Below are 22,704 nucleotides of genomic sequence, written 5' to 3'. Positions count from 1 at the left end.
TTTAGCGCTTAATGGCCACCTGAACAAATAGAATGTGTTATTTTGGAAACGAATACGTGATTATATGATGAGTAGCAAACCCAATGAGACCGGTAATAATATATATAGCATGTTTAGTAAACAGGCAAAACAAACTCCGGAATTAACTGCCGTTTCCTTTAAACACACACAATTAACGTATGGGCAACTCGAGAATCGGGTAACGCTGTTGTCGGCACAAATCATTGCTTCCGACCATTCAGATCTCATAGGCATTAGCACCACCCGTGGACTCGACATGCTTGTTGCATTGCTGGCAATTTTAAAATCTGGAAAGGCGTATCTGCCTTTGGATCCCCTTTATCCACAGTCGAGACTAAAAGAAATCATCGGCGATTCCGGGATCAAAACCATACTATGTCCAAAGGAAGAAAATCAGCTTTTCATAGCCTTGGGGATAAAAACTTTAACCGACTCAGCTAGCGACACTCCATTTTTACCAGGTAACTCACGTTTAGCTTATGTGTTGTACACTTCAGGCTCTACCGGAAAGCCTAAGGGCGTATGCATGGGACAGCGTGCATTGGTAAACCTGATCACCTGGCAACAGGAACATTCCAGCGCTACACATCAAACCAAGACCCTTCAATTTGCCCCACTGAGCTTTGACGTCTCTTTTCAGGAAATCTTTGCTACATTAAGTACTGGAGGAGAAATCATACTTATTGACGACGATCTCAGATTAGATCCTTTAGCGTTGCTTCATTTTATTGAAGAAGAAAATATCAACCGGATTTTCGTGCCCTTTGTGGCCCTTCAGCTCCTAGCAGAAACTGCAGTAACACATCAAATTTATCCTGAAAGTTTACAGGAAATTATGACTGCTGGTGAGCAGCTAAAGATTACGGCTCAGGTACGTCAATTCTTTGAGCACTTGCCGCAGTGTATGCTATATAATCAATACGGTCCAACAGAGTGCCATGTTGTTACAGAACTTAAGCTTGATGGTGCCGCTGCTGAATGGCCGGCGCTCCCTTCAATTGGTTCAGCGATAACAAATACTGCCATTTACATTCTGGACGAAAACCTGAATCTGCTACCCTCCGGTCAGATTGGCGAGCTTTGCATTGCAGGAAATTGTTTGGCAGAGGGGTATTTACACCAGTCGGAATTAACAGCCCAAAAGTTTCCTCTATGGCACCATCCTACACTTGGTCAGACCAGGATCTATAGAACAGGCGATCAGGCAAAGATCAGCGTTGATGGTGAAGTTACTTTTTTAGGCAGAAATGACGATCAGGTAAAAATACGAGGCTACAGAATAGAGTTAGCGGAAATTGAAGTTATCATCAATCAGCTACCCGCAGTGCAGGATGCTGTGGTAACCACACGGGAAGACCTTCCGGGTAATAAAAAACTGGTAGCCTACCTACGTTCTGCAAATACCGAAGAAAATACTGCAAAACTCCGGTCGGAGCTCAGCAGTATGATTCCAGAATATATGGTTCCTGCCAACTTTGTATGGCTTAAGGAATTTCCTAAAACATCTAGCGGGAAGGTTGACAAAAAAGCTTTACCAAGACCAGAATTAGGAAGGTCTGAACTGGAAAATCCATTTATTATACCCGGCAGCAGGCTGGAACAAACGATGGCCAGCATCTGGGAAGACCTGCTGCAGGTAAAACCGGTGGGTGTTGGCGACAACTTTTTTGAGCTGGGCGGAAATTCATTACTTGCCCAGAAAACGATCCTCGCTTTTAAACAGCAGGATATCCTGGTCCCAATCACAAAACTATACCAATATCCAACAATATTTGGTATCGTTGCTTTTTTATCGGGCGATGCCCGTGATGCGGCACCAAAGCCTAAGGTAAGCCATCGAAGATCAAGTCATAATGGCGACATCGCCATCGTCGGGATGAGTGGGCGTTTTCCCGAAGCAGAAACTATTGCAGAATTCTGGGATCTACTCCGTGAAGGTCGGGATACCATTCATTTTTTTAGCAAGGATGAGCTTGACCCATCTATCCCTGAAGGGATAAAAAATGACCCAGGCTATATACCTGCACGTGGAATTCTTTCGGATGTAACCCTTTTTGACGCTGACTTTTGGCAAATCAATCCTAAACAGGCGGAGCTGATGGATCCTCAGCAGCGGATTTTCTTAGAAATCAGTCGCGATGTACTGGAAGCAACCGGTCACCTTCCCTCAAATTACAATGGTACGATAGGCATACATGCAGGTAGCGGCAGCAATGGTTATTTCCTGAATAATGTATGGCCACATCAGGATGCCGTACAGCAGGCGGGAAAAATTATGGTCGACACCTTTAATGAAAAAGACTATTTATCCAGCCGCACTGCCTACCAATTAAATTTAAAAGGGCCGGCAGTAAGTGTAAACTCGGCTTGTTCCACATCTGCTCTTGCAATAGCTCAAGCCGTAGAAAGTTTAAGGAGCGGTCAGTGCAACCTGGCTATCGCCGGTGGTGCCAGCATTACCGTACCTGTAAACAGCGGGCAAATTCATCAGGAAGGAGCCATGTTTAGCAGTGATGGGCATTGCCGCCCGTTTGACGCTGCAGCCAGTGGAACGTTGTTCAGCGATGGTGTAGCTGTTGTATTATTAAAAAATCTTGACGATGCCATCGCAGATGGAGATACGATCTACGCGCTGATCAAAGGAATTGGCGTTAACAACGACGGCGGTCAAAAAAGCAGTTTCACCGCACCAGACGCATTAGGACAGGCCGGAGCTATCACTATGGCCCTGCAAGATGCTGAGGTAGAGCCCGGGCAAATCTCTTATGTGGAAGCTCATGGAACAGCGACACCGCTTGGCGACCCCATAGAGATAGAGGGACTTCAGCTTGCTTATGGCCAGCATGTTGGCCGCCAGTATTGTGCCATCGGTTCATTAAAAAGTAATATTGGACACCTCACCCATGCCGCAGGTGTAGCGGGGATCATTAAAACCGCATTATCGCTTTATCACAAGCAACTGCCAGCCTCATTACATTACCATAATCCAAACCCGCACATAGATTTTGAAAACAGCCCATTTTATGTAAATGACAGGCTGAGCGACTGGGATAGTGATTCGCCAAGATTTGCCGGCGTAAGTTCCTTCGGTGTTGGCGGCACGAATGTTCACCTCATCCTGGAAAGTTATGAAAACCCACGGGTTTTTCCTGCAGCACAACCTGCAGCGGCACTGGTTTGCTGGTCTGCAAAATCCGTTACCAGTTTAAATCTGTATGCTGAAAAGCTTAAGGATTTTCTGATTAAAAACCCTGACACAAATCTGGCCAACCTGGCTTATACGTTACAAACAACACGCAATGCATTCAAACACAGGCAATGGTTGGTTGCAACGGATCATCACGACCTGCTTAAGCAGCTTGGTGCGGCAACAACGATTCAGGATACTGTAGGCAATTCTGCAGATATTGCCTTCTTATTTCCCGGACAGGGTGCTCAGCATGCTGATATGGGCAAAGGATTATATGCAAACGAACCAGTATTCAGAGCGGCCATAGACGAAGGAGCGGCGATTTTACAGCGATTTTTAGCACAGGATATCCGATCAGTATTATATGATGCTGAAGACCCTGATCAGATCAATAACACCTATTATACCCAACCTGCAATTTTCATCACAGAATATGCTTTGGCTAAGCTGTGGATGAGCTGGGGAATTATGCCTGAAGTATTGATTGGACATAGCATTGGGGAGTTTGTGGCAGCACATCTGGCAGGCATTTTTTCTTTGGAAGATGTGCTTAAACTAATTGCAGCAAGAGGAAGACTCATCAGCGAACTCCCAAAAGGCACGATGATCTCCGTTAGGGCGGCCGCAGCAGAACTTCGGGAACTGCCAGATACCATTAGCATAGCGGCAATCAACGCACCGGAACTCTGCGTACTGGCTGGCAGCATTGACGATATAGCAGCATACACTTCGGTACTGGATCAGCATGGAATATTATACAAACCCTTACACACCAGTCATGCTTTTCATTCCCTGATGATGGATAACGCCATAGATCCCTTCCGTGAAATTATAAAGACTATACAGCTCAACGTTCCAAAAAAGCCAATTATTTCTACCGTAACCGGGCAGTGGCTAACTGACGCTGAGGCACTGGATCCAGAATATTGGACAATGCACATGCGTGCTACCGTAAACTTTCAGGCCGCTATTGAGTTTGCCAAACAGCAGCAAACTTATCTGATGCTCGAAGTGGGTCCTGGTAAAGGGTTGGCAACCCTGGCTTTCCAGATGCATGCTAAAAACAGCAGTCCGGCGCGGATCATACCAGGCTTGACGCCTTCTATATTGCCTGTCGAAGACTATATCAGCTTATTGAAAGCGCTGGGTAAACTTTGGTCCTGGGGCGCAAATCCAAACTGGGAGTCAGTATATACGACGAGCCAAAAACATAGAATCAATCTCCCAACTTATGCTTACGATAAAAAAAGGCATTGGTTGGAAGCGCCCCTTAGCACGCCATCATTTACCATCCAGGCTGATCATGCTTTCGCACACTTTAACCCTATACCCACAAAAATGACAGCAACATTAAGGCCGCGAAAAGACCTGTTAACAGATAAGATCAAGGATATCCTTGAAAATGCTTCGGGCATCAATATCGATGATCATGAGCTGCAAACCAGCTTTATAGCGCTTGGCCTTGACTCCCTGTTGTTAACACAGATTGCCATTACTATAAAAAGAGAATTTAAGCTCCCTGTATCTTTTAAGCAGCTTAACGATGAATATACGAGCGTAGCCTTACTTGCCGCGTTTCTGGATACAAATCTACCTGCAGATGTTTTCCAGGACAAAAATCTTGACCAAACAATTAACAGTGTGGATATTCCAGAAGCACCTGGCATGATGAATGCTCAACGTCCTCAAGGTTCTCCGCTAGATGAGATCATCAGGCAACTTGGCGACTTAACCCGGCAAGTTGCATCACTACAAAATGGAACCCCGCTACCGGCTCCATCTGCTTCACCTCTTGTAGCCCCTGAACTTACAGAGGCGGAGATTAAGGTGTTAAAATCACCTTTTGGCGCCGCAGCAAGGATAGAAAAACAAAGTGCGGTATTACAAGCAGGGCAGCAGGAATTTTTGTCTGGGCTAACCAAACGCTATAACGCTAAAACAGCAAAAAGTAAGGCTTATACCCAGGAAAACCGGGCGCATATGGCCGATCCGCGGGTGGTATCAGGATTCAAACCCGCCACCAAAGAGCTGGTTTATTCGCTGGTGATGAAAAAAAGCAAAGGTTGCCGTTTATGGGACCTGGATGGAAATGAATATATCGATGCGCTGAACGGATTTGGTTCAAGCATGCTTGGTTTCCAACCAGACTTTCTGAAGGAGGCCGTATTGGAGCAAGTAGAGAAAGGTTATGAAATCGGACCACAACATGAGCTTGCCGGGGAAATGAGCAGGCTCATCTGTGAACTTACTAATTTTGACCGTGCAGCGCTTTGCAATACCGGCTCCGAGGCTGTACTCGGCGCCATGCGTATCTCAAGAACGGTAACTGGTCGTAGTCTGATTGTTGCTTTCTCGGGATCTTACCATGGCATCAATGACGAAGTTATCATCCGTGGCAGCAAAAAGCTAAAAAGCTTCCCTGCGGCTCCCGGCATCACTTCAGAGGCTGTAGGCAATATGCTTATTCTCGATTATGGGACCGAAGAAAGTCTGCAAATCATTCGTTCCCGCGCGCATGAACTTGCTGCGGTATTGGTAGAACCTGTACAGAGCAGACGCCCGGAATTCACGCCAATTGCATTCCTGAAAGAAATCCGGGAGATTACACTTGCCTCGGAGACTGTGTTGATATTTGATGAAGTTATCACCGGATTCCGTGCCCATCAAGGGGGTGCCCAAGCCATTTTCGGGATCAAGGCTGATCTAGGCACCTATGGAAAAGTAATTGGTGGTGGCATGCCGATAGGGGCTATCGCCGGGAAACGTGAGTTTATGGATGCCCTGGACGGAGGTTTTTGGAGCTATGGCGATGACTCCGTTCCCGAAGCAGGAGTAACCTATTTTGCCGGAACATTTGTGCGTCATCCTTTAGCACTGGCAGCTGGTGTAGCTACCTTAAAATATATGAAAACCAAGGGGCCTGCCTTGCAGGAAGGACTGAATAGCTTAACGACTTACCTTGCCAACGAACTTAACACCATTTGCCGGACGCTCAGTCTACCTATCTATCCTGTCAACTTCGCCTCGCTATGGAAACTGAAGTTCCACGAAGAATATCCATATAGCGAATTGTTGTTTACGCTAATGCGCGAAAAGGGTATACATATTTGGGACGGTTTCCCTTGTTTTGTCACAGAGGCCCATACCCGGGGAGATATTGACAGCATCGTCAATGCTTTCCTTGAAAGTATTACCGCATTACGTGAGGTAGAGATGGTTCCCTTTTATACACAGGTTCATCCAGATAGTCAGACTCCAGTAACTGGATTTGAGTTTTCTCCTCAACCTGGAGCACGCCTTGGCAAAGATGCCTCCGGCAATCCAGCCTGGTTTATTGAAGACCCTGAGCATGCAGGAAAATTCATGCAGCTTGTTAAAACTGAAAATATCAAGAATGCCTGAGCAATTCAACTACATACCGGTAAACTATAATCCTTTTGCTGATGCGGAGATCGAACAAGTTGGTTTTACCAACGAAGCACAGAAGGAAATCTACCTGTCATCGTTAATCGGTGGAGATGATGCTAACCGTGCTTATAACGAGTCATTTGCATTGGATTTTCAAGGCACGCTGAATACAGATCACCTGATTGCTGCTGTGAACGACCTGGTTAAACGCCATGAGGCTCTTCGCTCTACGTTGAGTGCCGATGGAAACTATGTGTTCGTATCTCAGTTCAAACCTATCCTTATCAACATGATTGACCTGAGTGGTAAATCTGACCTTAATAAGGTGGAAGCACTATCGGCACTCGCAGTAGAAAATGTAGAACGGCCATTCGACTTACTCAATGGTCCGCTACAACATTTCCAGCTGATTAAACTGACCGAAGGCTACTATCAGTTCTGTATTACAGCACACCATATCATTGCCGACGGCTGGTCTGTAGGTGTAATGTTACAAGACCTTGGGAAACTCTATTCGGCTAAAGTATCAGGCAAAGCAGCAGTTCTGGGGCCTGCTCCTCAAATGCTGCAATATGCCAAAGAAGAGCTGGCATTTGCCACTACAAAGGCACATGCAGAAGTTCAGTCTTATTGGCATAACCAGTTTAAAAATACGCGTCCACAGTTTGATTTAAAAACAGATTTCCCCCGACCGGCGCAGCGCAGCTATAAGAGTCGCCGCGACGATTATCCACTTGAACAATCCCTAAAAGAAGCTGTTCAAAAAATGGCAAGACAGCAATCTGCGAGCTTCGTTACCACCCTGCTCACAGCATTTGAAGTATTGCTCTATAAAATCTCCGCACAAAGGGATATTATTATTGGCCTCCCCGCTGCGGGACAGGCCGTAACCGACAACGCAGGTCTTGTTGGGCATTGCGTAAATCTACTTCCGCTTAAAAGCAGTCCCGATGGCAGGATTCCATTCTCTGCCTATCTGAAGCAAAGAAAATCCGAGATCCTCGAAGCCTTTGAGCATCAGCAAATCACGTTCGGCACACTGTTAAAGACATTAAACATTCCGCGGGATCCTTCCAGGGTAACTCTTGTACCTGTTGTTTTTAATGTAGACCTCGGATTGGATAATGATGTTCATTTTGAGGAATTGACTTACAGACTATACAGCAATCCGAGACATTACGAAACTTTCGAGCTTTTTGTAAATATCAGCGATTATCAGTCGGGACTTACCGTGGAATGGTCTTATAATACAGCACTGTTTCTGCCAGAAACTATACAGCAGTTTCATGCCCAGTTTAAGCTGATTTTAGAACAACTTACTAATAATGCCGAAACAACGCTTAATGAGTTGTCTCTGTTTGACAACACCGCATTAAAAACATTGTCGGCAGCTCTGAATAACACGACTAAATCATACCCGAAAACAATGCCCCTGCATGAGTTAATCAGATCAACAGCAGGGCAATATCCCGAGAAAACAGCCATCAGCTTTGGGCAACAGCAGCTGAGTTACCGGGAACTTGATAGACGATCAAACCAATTTGCACAGGCACTGCAGGCAAAGGGCATTCAGGTGGGTGATAAGATTGGCCTTGCCATACCCAGAACGGAACATATGCTGGTTGCACTACTGGGAATTATGAAAGTCGGCGCCGTGTTTTTACCGTTGGATCCCAATTATCCTGTAGCGAGAATCACTTATATATTAGCTGATGTTTCCGCACAGCTATTGATTAGCTCCAGAACAAACCAACAGGTTTACGAAACGGATGCAGAATCGCTCTTCCTGGAAGATTTGATTGCCGAGCTCGAACAATATCCGGACGCTATGGTAAGGGCCGTCAATAATCCAGATGCTTTAATTTATATTTTACACACTTCGGGTTCCACAGGGCAGCCAAAGGGTGTTGAAGTTAAGCACCAGAGTGTCGTCAATCTTTTTTACTGGATGCTGGAAAACCCTGGAATTGGACCGGCCGACAGGTTGCTCGCAATCACCAGTATTTCATTTGATATCTCCTATGTTGAACTATTCCTGCCGTTACTTGCAGGTGCAGAAATTATCCTTGCCGATACAGAAACAGCTAAAGATGGCCGACTGCTCTTACAGCTGATGGAAGATGAGCGGATCAGCCTGATGCAGGCAACTCCGGCAACCTGGAACATGCTCATCAATTCTGGTTGGCAACGAAAGTTACCTATACGCCTGATCTGCGGTGGTGAAGCCTTAAGTATAGACCTCGCTAAAGCGCTGCTCAAACGCAGCAATGCACTGTGGAATATTTACGGACCAACAGAGACCACCATTTACACCATCGGTAAACAGATATCAGAAACAGATACCGTAATTACTATTGGGCAACCGGTAAATAATACACAGGTATATATCCTCGATGAAAATTTGCAGCAACTACCCCAGGGCAGCATTGGAGAAATCTATATTGCTGGTGATAATCTGGCTGACGGGTATATCAATAAACCCGAGTTAACTGCTGAACGTTTCTTACCTAATCCTTTTGGTGCGGGTAACTTGTATAAAACCGGTGATCTTGGCCGACTTCTTCCTGAGGCCGAAATCCAATGCCTAGGCAGGTCAGACCACCAAATTAAGATCCGCGGATTTAGAATAGAACCCGAAGAAATCGCCCATCAACTGGTAGAAATGCCCGATCTTAAAGCAGTTTTTGTTGACGGCATACAAGCTGCTAACGATGACATCAGGCTTATCGCTTATGTTGTAATAGACGACGCCCAGCAAAATACATTCGAAGAGAACGTATCCATCTGGAAAAAACAACTCAAGGCAGTGCTTCCGGAGTATATGATTCCACATCAGTTTATAGGCTTGCAGGAACTCCCCTTAACGCCCAATGGAAAAATAGACAAGAAAAAACTGGAATTATTGGCCGAAACAAGTCAACCCGAAAAGGAAGATGTCTTTGTTGAAGCACATACTAAAGCACAGAAACTCATCGCCGCTATCTGGAAAGATCTGCTGGCGCTGGATAAGGTTAGCATCCACGACAATTTTTTTGAGCTTGGTGGTCACTCTTTGATTGCCGTTTCTGTGATGGTCAGGATCGAGAACGAAACAGGTGTTAGGTTACCTATCGCAACGTTATTCCAGAATTCTACTATTGAGAAACTGGCGTCGTTTATCGAAACCAAGGACGTAGAGATTAAATGGAGTTCGCTCGTGCCCATCAAACCAAGTGGAGCCAAAACACCAGTATATATTATCCATGGATCAGGCCTGAACGTGTTCATGTTCCATTCTATGGTCAACTATCTTGACCCTGAACGTCCGCTGTATGGTATTCAAGCTGTCGGACTGGACGGCTCTGAGCAAGCCATTCAATCTATAGAACATATCGCATCAATCTATATTTCAGATATGCTCGCCGAAAACCCTGATGGCCCCTATGCATTATTGGGCTATTCTTTAGGGGGGATGATCGCTATTGAGATGGCCAAACAATTAAAAGCAATGGGCAAAACGGTAACCATGCTGGGCATGATAGATACGTATGTAGATAACGTAGAACTATTTGACAGCCCTGGCGTAAAACTGCTCAAAAAGATTTGGCGACAAATCCCCAAGCTTTGGTTTATTTTAAAATCGTTTATTAAGTATCCGAAAGACACTATCTTATATCAACTAAACATGGTAAAAAACAGGTTTAAAAAACTATTTGGCCATGAAGAAAAAATGATCTCCTCAGAGCAGTCCTTCCAGGAGCGCATCTATGCAAAGTATGAAGACGTGTACGGCAGATATAAACTGAGTCCTTACGATGACGTAATTCATTTATTTAAGGTGAAAAAACGACTCTATTTCCTGGATGACCCCCGTTATCTGGGTTGGCGACCGTTTGCCCCGGCCGGACTGAAGATACATAATTTGCCTGGCGACCATAAGACGTTTATTCAGCCTCCTTTCGAGAAAAGGTTTGTTGATATCCTTGACCAGGTATTAAACGCTACTGATACACATGTTAAAAGCTGATTCAACTTACGGCAAAACACGCATCTGGCTGGTAAATATAGCTAAAGAAGCAAGTCTGTGCAGGGCGAAATATCTTTACTTGTTAACCCCTCCTGAACTTGAAAAAAGCAACAAATTCAGGAAGCCATCAGATAGTGACAGATATATTGTTACCAGGGTGATCGTGAGGCTCATTTTAGCAAGTTATGTTGGTTTGAAGCCCGAGGATCTACAATTCTCAAAAAATACAGCAGGGAAGCCTGAATTAGCTGGGGGGCCTCATTTTAATTTATCGCATGCAGGCGAATACATTGTATTGGCCTGCTCAACTGCACCGGTGGGAATTGACCTGGAGTTTGTTAATCAGGAATTTAGATACGAGGATATTTTGGCTACCTGTTTCAAATCAAACGAACAGCAGGTTATTGGCAACGATGAAAATCCACGCCGTGCATTTTACTATGCATGGACGAGAAAAGAGGCGGTTCTAAAAAAGGAAGGATTGGGCATTAGCGAAAATCTGCCCGGGGTAGATATAAGCTCCAGAGACGGACTAATAAATCTTGATGTAGATGCGAAACACGTTTTAGCCCTGGCGTACGATGGCAAGTACCCACCGGCCCAAATTCGTTCTTTTACGCTTTCCTGAATTTTGCAAGGGCAGCCGCTATCACACCTTTCGTTTCCTGAAAGCCGAAGCCGTAAATACTCCAAAAGCCAAATTTCGCATATTGTTGAAGCGCAAAATAGCTGACCACAATTCCAAATATCAAGGGGACAAGGTAAGCATATGCTATTCCGTAGATATTCCCAAATAACGAGATACCGATGTAATCAAAAATGAGGGTCAGCGCAAGCATGCCCAAAACCTTATAAAAATTAACACCAGGGCGATGTACAGCATCAAGTGTTAACGCAAAGAAACGATCCGCAGGTGTAAGCAACGCAAACAGAATAAATAACCTAAATAAGTTAACTGCTTCCGTATCCAGGTACTTTCCACCGCCCAATAACCCAATTGGGATCTCAGCAAAAATGATTACTAAAATCACAATGGGAATCATCACAATCGTTAACATACCCACCAGCTTTTTCATCGTTAGCATTAAATCATCTTTCTGACCTCTATTGAATGCCGCAGATAAGATAGGCATAGTTGAAGCAGCAAAGCTCCGCATCGGAATCTCTATGATTTCCAGTAGTTTGACACCGATATCGAAAACCGCAAGCGCCGCCGGGCCGAGCATAAAGTTAACGATAAAGTTATCTATAGTTAGAAAGAAATTGGAGCTGATTGCCGTACCTACAGTATATTTCCCGAAATGATAAAGCCTTAAGATATCTGGTCGGTTTTGCTTTCCAAGGGTTCCTATTTTGGACCATCCAGAACTTAATGCAAAAATACTACTAATCACAAAGGCCGCAAAAAAGGCATACACTACGCTCAATACCGAACGCTCATGAAAAGCTATTAACAGGATCACCCCGGCCATAAAACTGATTAGGTTAACAAGCCTCAGTTTCAGAAATCTATCAAAGCGCCCTTCGGCCTGTACAATGCAGGAAGCCATAAAATAAGGTAAGCTAACCAGTGAGAGTACACCAAACCATTTGACAAAAAAGACCAGTCCAGGATCCTTTATCAAATAAGAAAAGAAAAATCCAGGAATACTCAGCAGGCAGAACAACAAGGTTATCACGATGGCAATAACCCAGGCAGAACCTGCTATGCCGCGGGCCTGGCTGACACTGGTACCTGCATAGAATTTAATAAACCCCGTGGATAAAAAACCTGCCCTAAGACTATCAGTTAACAGAAATGTAGATTGAAACATCAGCCACACACCGCGCTCGGCCAATGATAACGTATGACATAGTAGCGCATACGTGACCATGCCAATTACGGCCACGGAGCCGTTGGTCATTAAAGACAGGACATGAATATTGTGAAGCTTTTCTTTAACAGTTTTAATCAAGCCCATGTATCCCCTTTTAGCCTATTTATATCGCGAATATAAATGTATAAAACTAAAACGGGCGCGTAAAGGTCATTTCATACAAAACAATTACACACAGTTTCTTGATCTGCCAAATATTAATCTATCTATGTTGTATACGTGTGTAGATCAGGTCGCGATAAGATTTAGAAAGCGGAATAAAGCTGTCATATACCGTTATTTGATGCTGCTCAATCTTTTCGATCCGGTTTACGGCAACAATATAGGATTTGTGCACTTTGATAAATTCATCTGCGGGAAGTTTTTCTTGCATTTCGGTTAATGTCATCCGTGTAAGTACACTTTTCTTAATAGTAACCAGGCTAACATAATTATCTTCTGCTTTTACATAAAGCAGTTCTGCAAGATTAATCCTTACCCAATCGTAACCATCTTTCACAAAGATAAAGTCTGGAGTCAATCCATTTGACTCCTTAACATCGTGCATTCTACTTCTGGCCAGCTCACATGCCTTCAGAAACCTGCCGAAATTAATCGGCTTTAATAAATAGTCTGTCGCAGCGAGTTCGAATCCTTTGAGTGCATGTTCCGCATGGGCTGTGGTAAATATAATTTGCGTTTTTTGTCTCATCATTTCAGCAAACTCCAATCCGGACAGGTCGGGCATATCAATATCCAGCAAAATTAGATCGGGTGTCTCTTTGTTTGCATAGATCAGCGCTTCAGTAGCACTTAAAAAACTGTGTTCAAATTTTACAAACGGAACTTTTTCAGCATGTGTACGTAGAATATCCAGCGCTACAGGCTCATCATCTATCGCTATAACTCTCATTCCTTTATACTCATTACTTCAATCAATTTTAATTTTAGCTGTTCAGCATTAAGATCTCTGGCTATAATAACACCATCAGGTCCAATTAAAAAACTTTGGGGGATACTGCTGATGCTGTACAGCTTTGCAACCGCATTGTCCCAATGTTTGAGGTCTGATACTTGAGGCCAGATCAACCCATCTTTTTTAATCGCTTCTAACCAAGCCGCGCGGCCATCATGTTCATCAAGAGATACACCCAAGATAGTGAATTTTTTGTCTTTAAATTCCTGATATACCTTTACCAATGCAGGATTTTCTTTTCTGCAGGGCCCGCACCAGGAGGCCCAGAAATCAAGCAAAACATATTTCCCATTAAAGGACGATAGCCTGACCATTTTGCCTTGAGTATCTGCCTGTTCAAAATCTGGTGCGCGGGAGCCTGCCACTAACGTGCCCTTATCAAGTAGCTGCTTATAAAATGATTTTCCCTCTGGAGTGTTACGTACCTGTTTGGAAAGTCGCATAAAAATTGGCCCATAATCTGCAATACTAGCTTCTGGACCGGCATACCATTTTAAGGCTATCAGTGCCGCCTCGCTACTGGGATTTTTCTGGTAGAAGGATTTCCACATCGCTCTCCTGGCCACCAACAGACTATCTATGCTCCGTTGTAAAATATCTTTTTCTGTTTTATCTTTTGCCACAACCAGCTTCTTTTCCAGCTCCGTAGTTTTGATCGCGTTTGGCCTTGATAGTATATCCAATCGCTGCAAATCACGGTTAACTACTGAATTTGTGAAGGTAACACTGCTCAAGAGGCTATCTGTTTTGCACCCGATCAATCCTGGATAGATATAGAACTTCAGAACGTCCACCTCATATGTTTTCTTTTTGAGCAGATTTTGCAGGCCCGTCCTCGTATGGTCTGCAGCCATGGCTACATTAATAAGGTGGTCAACCTCTCCTTTGAACAGGTAGATTCCGTTTTTCTGATTCGCTGAGTCTATATATTTCTTGCCATCTTGTTGGTAAAACAGGTACAGCGTTGGTTTATCCAACATTTTTCTTCCGTCCACCTGAATAGTAAATGTCGTAGCGGCAACTTTTTGGGCATAGTTGTGCAGTGGCATTAAAAATACCAGCACTAGAATAAGATTTTTCATACTTAAAGAGGTTTTAAATTTATTTGTAAAGACATGCAATAGTTGTTGCCGATATGACTAAAACTGTAATCATATCCATCCGGATAAATCAGCTGCAGTCTTTTCAGCGTGTTTTTAATACCGGTCTTGTTTCCCCGGCCATCAGGGTTATTTTTTACGATGCTATTGCTCACTTTAAACTTTAATACCTCGCCTTCCAAATTGATATTGATATGAATTAATTCAGGCTGATCAATACTTATTCCATAGATAAAAGCATTTTCAAGAAAAGGAAGCATAATTAGAGGCGGAATCTGGAGCGATGCCGTTTCCACCGAAGTGTCTAGAACAAGTTGTATATGGCTTGCATCAGCCATCCGTACCTGTTGTAATGCGATATAGTGTTTTACAAAATTAAGTTCCTTGGCAAGCGGCACCATATTATCATGCATTCCCGAAATAGTGTAGCGCATCATCTCCGAAAGGCGGTCAATCCCTTCAGCAGTATCCGATGCATGTTCCCGAAGTGCAGTTCCATATAGGTAGTTGAGGCTATTGAATAAAAAATGTGGGTTAAGCTGAGCTTTAAGTGCATGGAGTTCATGCTCTGCCTGCTGCAATCGCAAAGCTTTTCTGCGGCCGGCATTCACAAAGTAATCTCTCAGAATACCGTATACAAAACCGTATGCAGCCATAGAAATGACCGGAGTAACTGCGTAAATAAAGCGATTCTCGAGCGGGCTAAAAGTCCTCACCAATTCTACTGGTATAAAGGTAATTATCCCAACAATTATGCAGCAAAGCGCATACAATGGTAAGCGGACTCTAGGAAAAAAAATCAAATAACAGACCTCCGTTAGCACGAGAAAAAGCGCAACCTTCCATAAATCATCCTGAATATCTACAAAATATTCTAATAGTGTTAATGGTCTTCCGTTTCTGTAAATCTGATAAAAACCCTGCCGTACCAAAATGAAGTGTGAAGACATTCTGAATACAACTATAATCAACCAGAAAATACCCAAGTGAATCAACCACCCACTTATTACTTTTCGGATAACGGACTTAATGTTGCTCTTCATACCTCAAAGAAACTAAAGCAAAACGCTACTTTCAAAAGAATGTGGTATCTGGTCAAAGTGGTGGGGTGAATCAATAAAATTTAGAGATATGATATTTATCATAAAAAATATTTACCGCCGTCATGGCCTTAATAGCTGTTTCAAACTAATTTTACATTTAACAATAGAACCATTCTAAATAACTGTATTTTTACGGAGTGCTTTTTGCTATTATGTTAAGCCTGGCCAAAACCTTTTGATTACCTTGCAACTATGACCTTAGAAAAAACCATCTTTTCAGAACATCTACAAAACTTTGAACGAACCTTAAAACATCTGTTCAGAGAAAAATATGATATCGATAAATTAAGTCTGGAAAGAGGTTTGCCAAAAGATTTACTGAAAGGCATTATGGATATGCAACCTTTATCAGTTGCTATACCTGAAGCTTACGATGGACGGGGAAGTCAGGTTAAGGAATGCCTTGGAATTCTTGCCGCAGCGTCCTATGAATCGCTTCCGCTTTCGCTAACATTTGGGATCAACATTGCTTTATTTCTGGAGCCCATTGCCAAATACGGAGATGAATCTATCAAAAAAGGTGTGTTCGACAGGTTCCTGTTTCAACAAAATATGGGCGGGCTAATGATCACAGAGCCAGATTATGGCAGTGACGCCCTGAACATGAAAACCACTAACGAAGTTATTGATGGAGGGTATCACATAAAGGGTGTAAAACACTGGCAGGGCTTAACGGGCATGGCCGATTATTGGTTAATAGCTTCGAGAGCAAAAAATAGCGATGGCAATCTTGGTCGCGACATTGATTTCTTTTTATGCGATGTAACCGCTCCTGGACAGCATATTAACGTTACAGAGTTATACGACAATGCAGGACTATATATGATTCCTTATGGCCGTAACGAACTGGATATTAAAGTACCCGAAGAATACCGCCTAATCCCCGAAAGCACAGGCATCAAGATGATGCTTGATATTTTGCACCGCAGCAGAATGCAATTCCCGGGTATGGGAATGGGCTTTATAAAGCGTATGCTAGACGAAGCTATGTTGCACTGCCAGAACAGAGTTGTAGGCAGCAGTAATCTGCTGGCGCTTGACAATGTACAGTTTCAGCTTTCCAGAATTCAGGCAGCATATACGATTTGTTCAGGAATGTGTCTGCGTAGCAGTAAAATTAGCGGTATCGAGCATAATCTCGCTACCGAAGGCATGGAAGCCAACACCATGAAAGCTGTGGTAACAGACCTGATGCAGGAAAGTGCGCATGCATTGGTGCAATTATCAGGAGCTAAAGGATATCGGATCAGTAACATCGGCGGCCGCGGGATCATGGATAGCAGACCATTCCAAATTTTTGAAGGGTCCAACGAAATGCTTTACGCTCAGATTTCTGAAATGGTTACCCGACTGATGAAAAAACAGAAGCAAAGCAACTTATTTGATTTCTTAAAAGGTTTTGAACCAACCAGTGATGGGGTTGATTATTTCAAATCTGATTTATCGTTTAATCTCAATGATAACCTGCCGCAACGTAAACAGGTAGAGCTCGGTAGAATTATCGCGAGAGTGATCTGTACCGGCTACGTATTGGCGTTACAGGAAAAAGGCTTTAATAAGGCATTAGCCGAAAGCTGTATTGTGATGATTCGTCAGGAGATTGCTTCACTGAGCTGTGCACTAAAGTTTGATAATACCGTTCAGGTAGTTTCAAATTATGCGGCAGACAGCTCATGGTTGAACTTTGCTTAATTCGGAGATTCTGGCTTACCGCCGGAAGGTGACCAAGATACTAAACCAGCATGATCAAATCATAATTTACTGTATGGACAATTATCCTGTCAATTAGATCATACGCTGCTTCACATCTTTTGCGCCGGTTTCCCTATCTCTTTTGTCTTTCACAGTAGATTTACCAAAATTAAAACTTAGCGCGATTGCTACGCTTCTAGTATCGTAATAGTTTTCGTCAAAAATTCTGAGATCATCTACGGATACCCTGTAACGGTCCTTATTACTCTTAAACCAATCCTGTACAGATAAGGTAACATTAAAAGCACCAACAGATTTCCTCAACCTAACTTCCGTTTCCAGCCTGTTACCAATATGTGTATTTACAATAGTATTCGGGAACGTATTACTTGTAATTAACGTGCAGGAAAGACCATCCTTTTTTGACACGCTAAAGGTTTGATTTGCAGAAATACTTAACAAAAAGGTACTATTATCAATCAACACGTTACCCGCGTAAGCACCTTTAGTAGCTACATAGCCCGTAAGTGCTGTGCCCGATAACCTCCACCAAGGAAGCAACTGTTTATAGTAAGCGACACTACCTGTAAAGCCATATTTATTTCCGTAATTCACTTTTTTATTGGCAATGATGTTTGCTGCGGGATTATAGGGCAAAGCAAAAATTTCATCGAGTGACTGACTTGCAGCAAGCTGAATGGTATAGCTACCAGTTTTGCCCGAAATGGTATGGCTCAGCTCTTGTCGATAGTATTTAGATGGAGACAAAAAGGGATTACCCTCGTAATACGTCTGATCACTGGTGTAAGTTCTGAAAGGATTGACATCCCAAAACCCCGGACGGGTAATTCTGCTCGAAACTGCCAATACATATGACTGATCCTTGCTGCTGGTATATTTTAAAAAAGCCGTTGGAAACAGATTTACGTAATTTTTATCTACGGCCATTTCTCCATCCAACCATCCCTGCGCATTTGTATTTTCGAGTCGCAGACCAAGCTGGTACGCCCAGTGCGCACTTAATTTATGATGTAGAATCCCATAAAGGGAATTGATATTTTCATTGTATTTAAACAGATTACTCCGGTTATTATCTTTTGTCCATGCAGCTCCATTTACCGTGTTTTCAAACAGCAGGTCGTTATTGATTCTCGACATTGAAGCTTTGGCACCAAAATCAACAGACGTGTTTTTATTCAGCGGCCATTCAAAATCAAACTTCAATGATTGGTTGCTGATATTTTGAGGGGAGGCGCTTCTAAACCAATCGTTAGTTTGTATGGGTTGCTGATTGATCAGATCCAGGCCTTCTGTTTTACTCACAGAATTATTGGCAGAACGGTATTCCAGGGCATCAAAATCTACACTTAGTTTTTTGCCAGCACTATCCAGCTTTCCCTGGTAATTCAGGTTGAGGGCGTAGGTCTGGGAATTTAATCTATCCCTGTTATTTGTGAGAGAAAGCGCTTTACCTATACGAAGGTCATCTGTGCTCAAGGCATCGCGTGTTTCCTTCTGCCAACTTCCCGAATAATCGAATAATAACCCTACAACTTGATTCCTGTCAATTTCGTGGTCTATCCCAAGATTTGCACCCGGATACAGAATCTGGAAAGCATTCTTCGAAATGATGTTTCTATGCAGCAAATCCTGATTCGCTGAAACCGGATAATAGATATCCTTCCTAAATTCTGGATTACGACTTCTGTTACCCATAAAGGCATCAGAAAATATATTCCATTTGCCCTTTCGTTGATTGAGGTAAACACTCCCAGCCTCAGAATTTACAGCAGTCTGCCTCATGCTTAGCACAGAATTCCCAATAAAGCCTTCTTCCTTATTTTTCTTGGTGATGATGTTAATGATTCCCGCCCCACCTTCGGCATCATATTTACTGGACGGTGTAGTAATTACTTCAATTGCTTCCAAATTATCCGAGGGTAAGCTGCTCAGGTAGTTTTTTAACGCTCCCCCGCTTAAGATCTTTTTCTTACCGTTCATATACACAACAGCACCAGAGGTGCCGCTGATCTGAATACCACCGTCAGAAGAAGTAGTAACCAACGGTGTCTTCTCTACTACATCCCAAATGTTATTACCAAAAACCAGATCTGTTTCAGCAACATTAAATCGGAGACGGTCGATTTCCTTTTGAAAAATGGGTCTTTTTGCGCGAACCGTAACCTCATTTAACGCCAGGGTGTTGCTAAGGCTAACATTCAATACCGTATCCCGCCGCAACGCTATAGCTATTACAGTATCCCGAAAAGATACGTGCTTAAATAACAACTGATAGATACCCGGCTTAATATCCTTAAATTGGTAAATACCGTTATGATCACTAATCGTATTGCTCACAACTACCGAACGCTGTAGTATACTAACTACCGCCAGTTCTACAGGAGTTTGTTTATCAGTAGTTATTTTACCCGTCACTGCAATTTGCGCAGAAGCGCTGTAGCCGACACAAAGGAGCAGCAGAATCTTAAATGTTCTAAGCATCTTTAACACGTTAATTATAAGACATCTTTTAGAACAAAAAAGCCCGACTGTGTTACAGCCGGGCCCATTTATATTTGGTTATTAACGTGCTAAGTAACCGCCATCCACATTGTAGTATGCACCAGTTACAAAAGATGCTTTTTCTGAGCTTAACCACAACACCAGTTCGGCAACCTCGGCTGATTCGCCCAACCGGCCCATCGGATGCAAAGCAACCAGTGCCTTACGTGATTCCTCATCCATAGAGCTCTCAACAAGTGGTGTTTTGATAAAACCAGGTCCAACAGCATTGATACGAATACCTTTAGTGCCATATTCGACCGCCGCAGCTTCCGTCAAGCCGATGACGCCATGTTTAGCGGCTACATAAGCTGAAGAACCGGCAAAGCCAACTTTACCAAGAATGGAAGCCATGTTCACAATATTTCCTCCTCCAGATTTCAAAATCGCTGGAATCTGGTAACGCATTCCATAAAAAACACCAGACAGGTTCACTGCAATTACTTTATCCCATGCCTCTACAGGATATTCTCCAGCGGGTGCTGAGGGGCCACCGATACCCGCATTATTACAGGCAATATGTAAAGCACCAAAGCGCTCAATAATTTCATTTACCAAAGCTTCATTTGTTTCGGCCTTGCTTGTATCCGCTTTAATAAAAACCGCTTTTCCGCCAGCTGCCAGAATTTCTTCAACAACGCTGTTCCCGCCCTTTTCGGCGATATCACTTACAATTACCTGTGCACCTTCAGCAGCATATTTAATAGCCACCTCTCTGCCGATGCCAGAACCAGCACCAGTTACCAGTGCAACTTTATCTTTTAGAATAGACATAATATTTTCTTTAGTTATATAACGTGTGAATCGTCAAATCGGATCAGAAAATTAACAGCACAATTGAGTACTTTATTGGGATCATTTGGAAATTCGCTAAACAGTTGGAATAAAGCACCACAGATGCTTGTTATAACGGCTCCGCATTTTGCCAAACTATTACTTGCATTTCGTCACATATCTCAACAAAAACCTCCTAATTAATTTCCTTTTAATCCCGTTTTAATCCCAGAGGCCGAAATTGACAAAAAACTGACGAACAAAATTCAATTCTTCCATACAATTATAATTCAGCATGTTAATTTTGACCCAGAGTATGAAAGTTGCTGTAGTATTTTTCTTTTCCCTGTGTTTTCTTGTGTTAAAGGGTGGCAATTATGCGCATGCAGAATCGCATTCGAGCATAAGTTCGTATTCTCCTGCAGAACATATTGTAAAAACAGACCACAATAAATACAGCAGCCTGATTCAAGACTCTCCTTTTTACAAAAACACAAACCTAAGCGATTATCCAGATGATCTAACCAGTATCGAAACAGAAGATGATACTGAAGATTTCAGCTTTACTGGAAAGCTCATGCTTTCGGCAAATTATTTCCTGACATTGGTGTTGATCTCTGCCTTTGTCAATTTCTACAATTACCTAAAAAATCGCCTGCCATTTTGCAGGCATCTATCCTTCACTTCTTCTTATAAGTACATCCTTCAGGGTGTATTGAGGCTATGATCAAAACCTTCAGTTTCTGAAGATTAATCATGCATGCCAACAAAGAACGAAATTAGATTTACGTTCTCTTTCTGAATAAACTATTCTTCCGCATGGTGATGCTGGTTAATCTCGTAACTGGTTTCCTCCCCTATTCCGGGGATTCCAAATTCCAACCACCAATCATTAAATAATAATCAATACCATGAAGAGACTAGTAATGCTCATGGGCCTGTGTGTTATACTTTTCCACACTGCCTGTACACCTAAAAAAGTAGAAAAGGAAAAAGAGAGCAAGTATGCTGTAACAAGCCCTTTAAAACTCGATACCTCCTATACCAAGGAGTACGTTTCGCAAATCAAATCTGTAAGGAACATCGAAGTCAGGGCGCTATCAAAAGGATTTTTGCAGAACATCTACGTAGATGAAGGCCAATTTGTAAAAGCAGGACAGCTCCTGTTCAAGATTATGCCGAAAATGTATGAAGCAGAATACCAGAAAGCACTTGCTGAGGTTAAAGCTTCTGAAATAGAATTACAGAACACCAAAACGCTGACCGACAAAAATGTCGTTTCTAAAAACGAACTAGCCATGGCACATGCTAAAATGGACCAGGCAAAGGCAGAAATGGCAGTGGCTAAGTTCCACCTTTCGGCAACAGAAGTAAGAGCACCGTTTGATGGTACGATTGACCGGATCCCGTTAAAGCTGGGTAGCCTTGTTGATGAGGGCGACCTGCTGACCAGCCTTTCAGACAACACTCAGATGTTTGCCTATTTCAATGTAACAGAACCTGAATATCTCGACTACGAAACTAACGTTAAAAACCGTGGCAGTAATAAGGTTAGTCTGATGCTTGCAAATGGCGATCTGTTGAAATATAAAGGCGATGTGGAGATCATTGAAAGTGAGTTTAACAGCGAAACAGGTAACATTGCCTTCCGTGCTAAATTTCCTAACCCGGATAAACTATTGAGAAACGGAGAGACTGGAAAAATCCAGATGACTGTACCTTTAAGAAACGCCTTAATAATCCCACAAAAAGCCACCTACGAGATACAGGATAAAACCTATGTATTTGTGGTAGACAGCAGAGGTATCGTACACTCGCGCAACATCACGATCCTGACAGAAATGCCCGATCTGTATGTGGTAAGCGGCGGACTCGCCGAAGGCGATAAAATCCTGCTCGAGGGCGTTCAGAAAGTGAAAGACAATGATAAGATCGAGGTAGAATTCCAGTCGCCGAAATCAGTGATTTCCAGCCTGCAGTTGAAAGCCGAATAGTGATTCATTCCTAAAAAAAAAT

12 protein-coding genes are annotated in these 22,704 nt (G+C 43.1%); 6 read left to right on the top strand and 6 right to left on the bottom strand.

Annotation, left to right across the window (positions count from 1 at the left end; genetic code table 11):
• Window positions 1-64 precede the first annotated feature (64 nt).
• Genes CLV32_RS20260 through CLV32_RS20250 form a run of 3 tightly spaced genes read left to right on the top strand, consistent with a single transcriptional unit; the run spans window position 65 to window position 11,253 of the window.
• The gene (locus CLV32_RS20260; protein WP_243732370.1) at window positions 65-6,613 is read left to right on the top strand and encodes a polyketide synthase; all 6,549 of its coding nucleotides are present in this window, start codon (window positions 65-67) and stop codon (window positions 6,611-6,613) included.
• Window positions 6,606-10,625 (top strand): non-ribosomal peptide synthetase, encoded by a 4,020-nt coding sequence (locus CLV32_RS20255; protein ID WP_166641994.1) that lies wholly within the window; start codon window positions 6,606-6,608, stop codon window positions 10,623-10,625. Before CLV32_RS20260 ends, CLV32_RS20255 begins: the two co-directional genes overlap by 8 nt.
• Window positions 10,612-11,253: a 4'-phosphopantetheinyl transferase family protein gene (locus CLV32_RS20250; RefSeq protein WP_133558786.1), complete on the top strand. Its 642-nt coding sequence runs from the start codon at window positions 10,612-10,614 to the stop codon at window positions 11,251-11,253. Before CLV32_RS20255 ends, CLV32_RS20250 begins: the two co-directional genes overlap by 14 nt.
• On the opposite strand, the gene CLV32_RS20245 is transcribed toward CLV32_RS20250, so the two are convergent.
• From CLV32_RS20245 to CLV32_RS20230, 4 genes are all read right to left on the bottom strand, one after another.
• Complete coding sequence (locus CLV32_RS20245; RefSeq protein ID WP_133558785.1) at window positions 11,240-12,586, bottom strand: lipopolysaccharide biosynthesis protein; 1,347 nt, start codon at window positions 12,584-12,586, stop codon at window positions 11,240-11,242. The two genes, CLV32_RS20250 and CLV32_RS20245, sit on opposite strands and share 14 nt — an antisense overlap.
• Window positions 12,587-12,704: 118 nt before the next feature.
• Window positions 12,705-13,394: a LytR/AlgR family response regulator transcription factor gene (locus tag CLV32_RS20240; RefSeq protein ID WP_133558784.1), complete on the bottom strand. Its 690-nt coding sequence runs from the start codon at window positions 13,392-13,394 to the stop codon at window positions 12,705-12,707.
• A complete protein-coding gene (locus tag CLV32_RS20235; RefSeq protein ID WP_133558783.1) occupies window positions 13,391-14,539 on the bottom strand; it encodes a TlpA disulfide reductase family protein in 1,149 nt (382 codons plus the stop codon). The genes CLV32_RS20240 and CLV32_RS20235 overlap by 4 nt, the downstream gene beginning before the upstream one ends.
• A gap of 2 nt (window positions 14,540-14,541) precedes the next feature.
• The gene (locus tag CLV32_RS20230; RefSeq protein WP_133558782.1) at window positions 14,542-15,600 is read right to left on the bottom strand and encodes a sensor histidine kinase; all 1,059 of its coding nucleotides are present in this window, start codon (window positions 15,598-15,600) and stop codon (window positions 14,542-14,544) included.
• 252 nt (window positions 15,601-15,852) lie between these two features.
• On the opposite strand from CLV32_RS20230, the gene CLV32_RS20225 reads away from it, so the two are divergent.
• Window positions 15,853-17,352 carry an acyl-CoA dehydrogenase family protein gene (locus tag CLV32_RS20225; RefSeq protein WP_133558781.1) on the top strand — a complete coding sequence of 500 codons (1,500 nt, stop codon included), beginning with the start codon at window positions 15,853-15,855 and terminating at the stop codon, window positions 17,350-17,352.
• A 93-nt stretch (window positions 17,353-17,445) separates the two neighbouring features.
• Here the strand turns inward: CLV32_RS20225 and CLV32_RS20220 are convergent, their stop codons facing one another.
• Window positions 17,446-19,854 (bottom strand): TonB-dependent receptor, encoded by a 2,409-nt coding sequence (locus CLV32_RS20220; RefSeq protein WP_133558780.1) that lies wholly within the window; start codon window positions 19,852-19,854, stop codon window positions 17,446-17,448.
• 81 nt (window positions 19,855-19,935) lie between these two features.
• On the bottom strand, window positions 19,936-20,688 hold the full coding sequence (locus CLV32_RS20215; protein ID WP_133558779.1) for an SDR family NAD(P)-dependent oxidoreductase: 753 nt from the start codon (window positions 20,686-20,688) through the stop codon (window positions 19,936-19,938).
• Between the two features lie 316 nt (window positions 20,689-21,004).
• Between CLV32_RS20215 and CLV32_RS20210 the strand changes: the two genes are divergently transcribed.
• Both CLV32_RS20210 and CLV32_RS20205 read left to right on the top strand, forming a co-directional pair.
• The gene (locus CLV32_RS20210) at window positions 21,005-21,415 is read left to right on the top strand and encodes a hypothetical protein (protein ID WP_133558778.1); all 411 of its coding nucleotides are present in this window, start codon (window positions 21,005-21,007) and stop codon (window positions 21,413-21,415) included.
• Window positions 21,416-21,599: 184 nt separating this feature from the next.
• On the top strand, window positions 21,600-22,682 hold the full coding sequence (locus tag CLV32_RS20205) for an efflux RND transporter periplasmic adaptor subunit (protein WP_133558777.1): 1,083 nt from the start codon (window positions 21,600-21,602) through the stop codon (window positions 22,680-22,682).
• Window positions 22,683-22,704 lie beyond the last annotated feature (22 nt).

It is taken from the genome of Pedobacter duraquae (assembly GCF_004362245.1).
GTDB classification, from domain to species: domain Bacteria; phylum Bacteroidota; class Bacteroidia; order Sphingobacteriales; family Sphingobacteriaceae; genus Pedobacter; species Pedobacter duraquae.
Note: the sequence above shows the minus strand (reverse complement) of the source record. Positions and strands in the feature narration are given on the sequence as shown.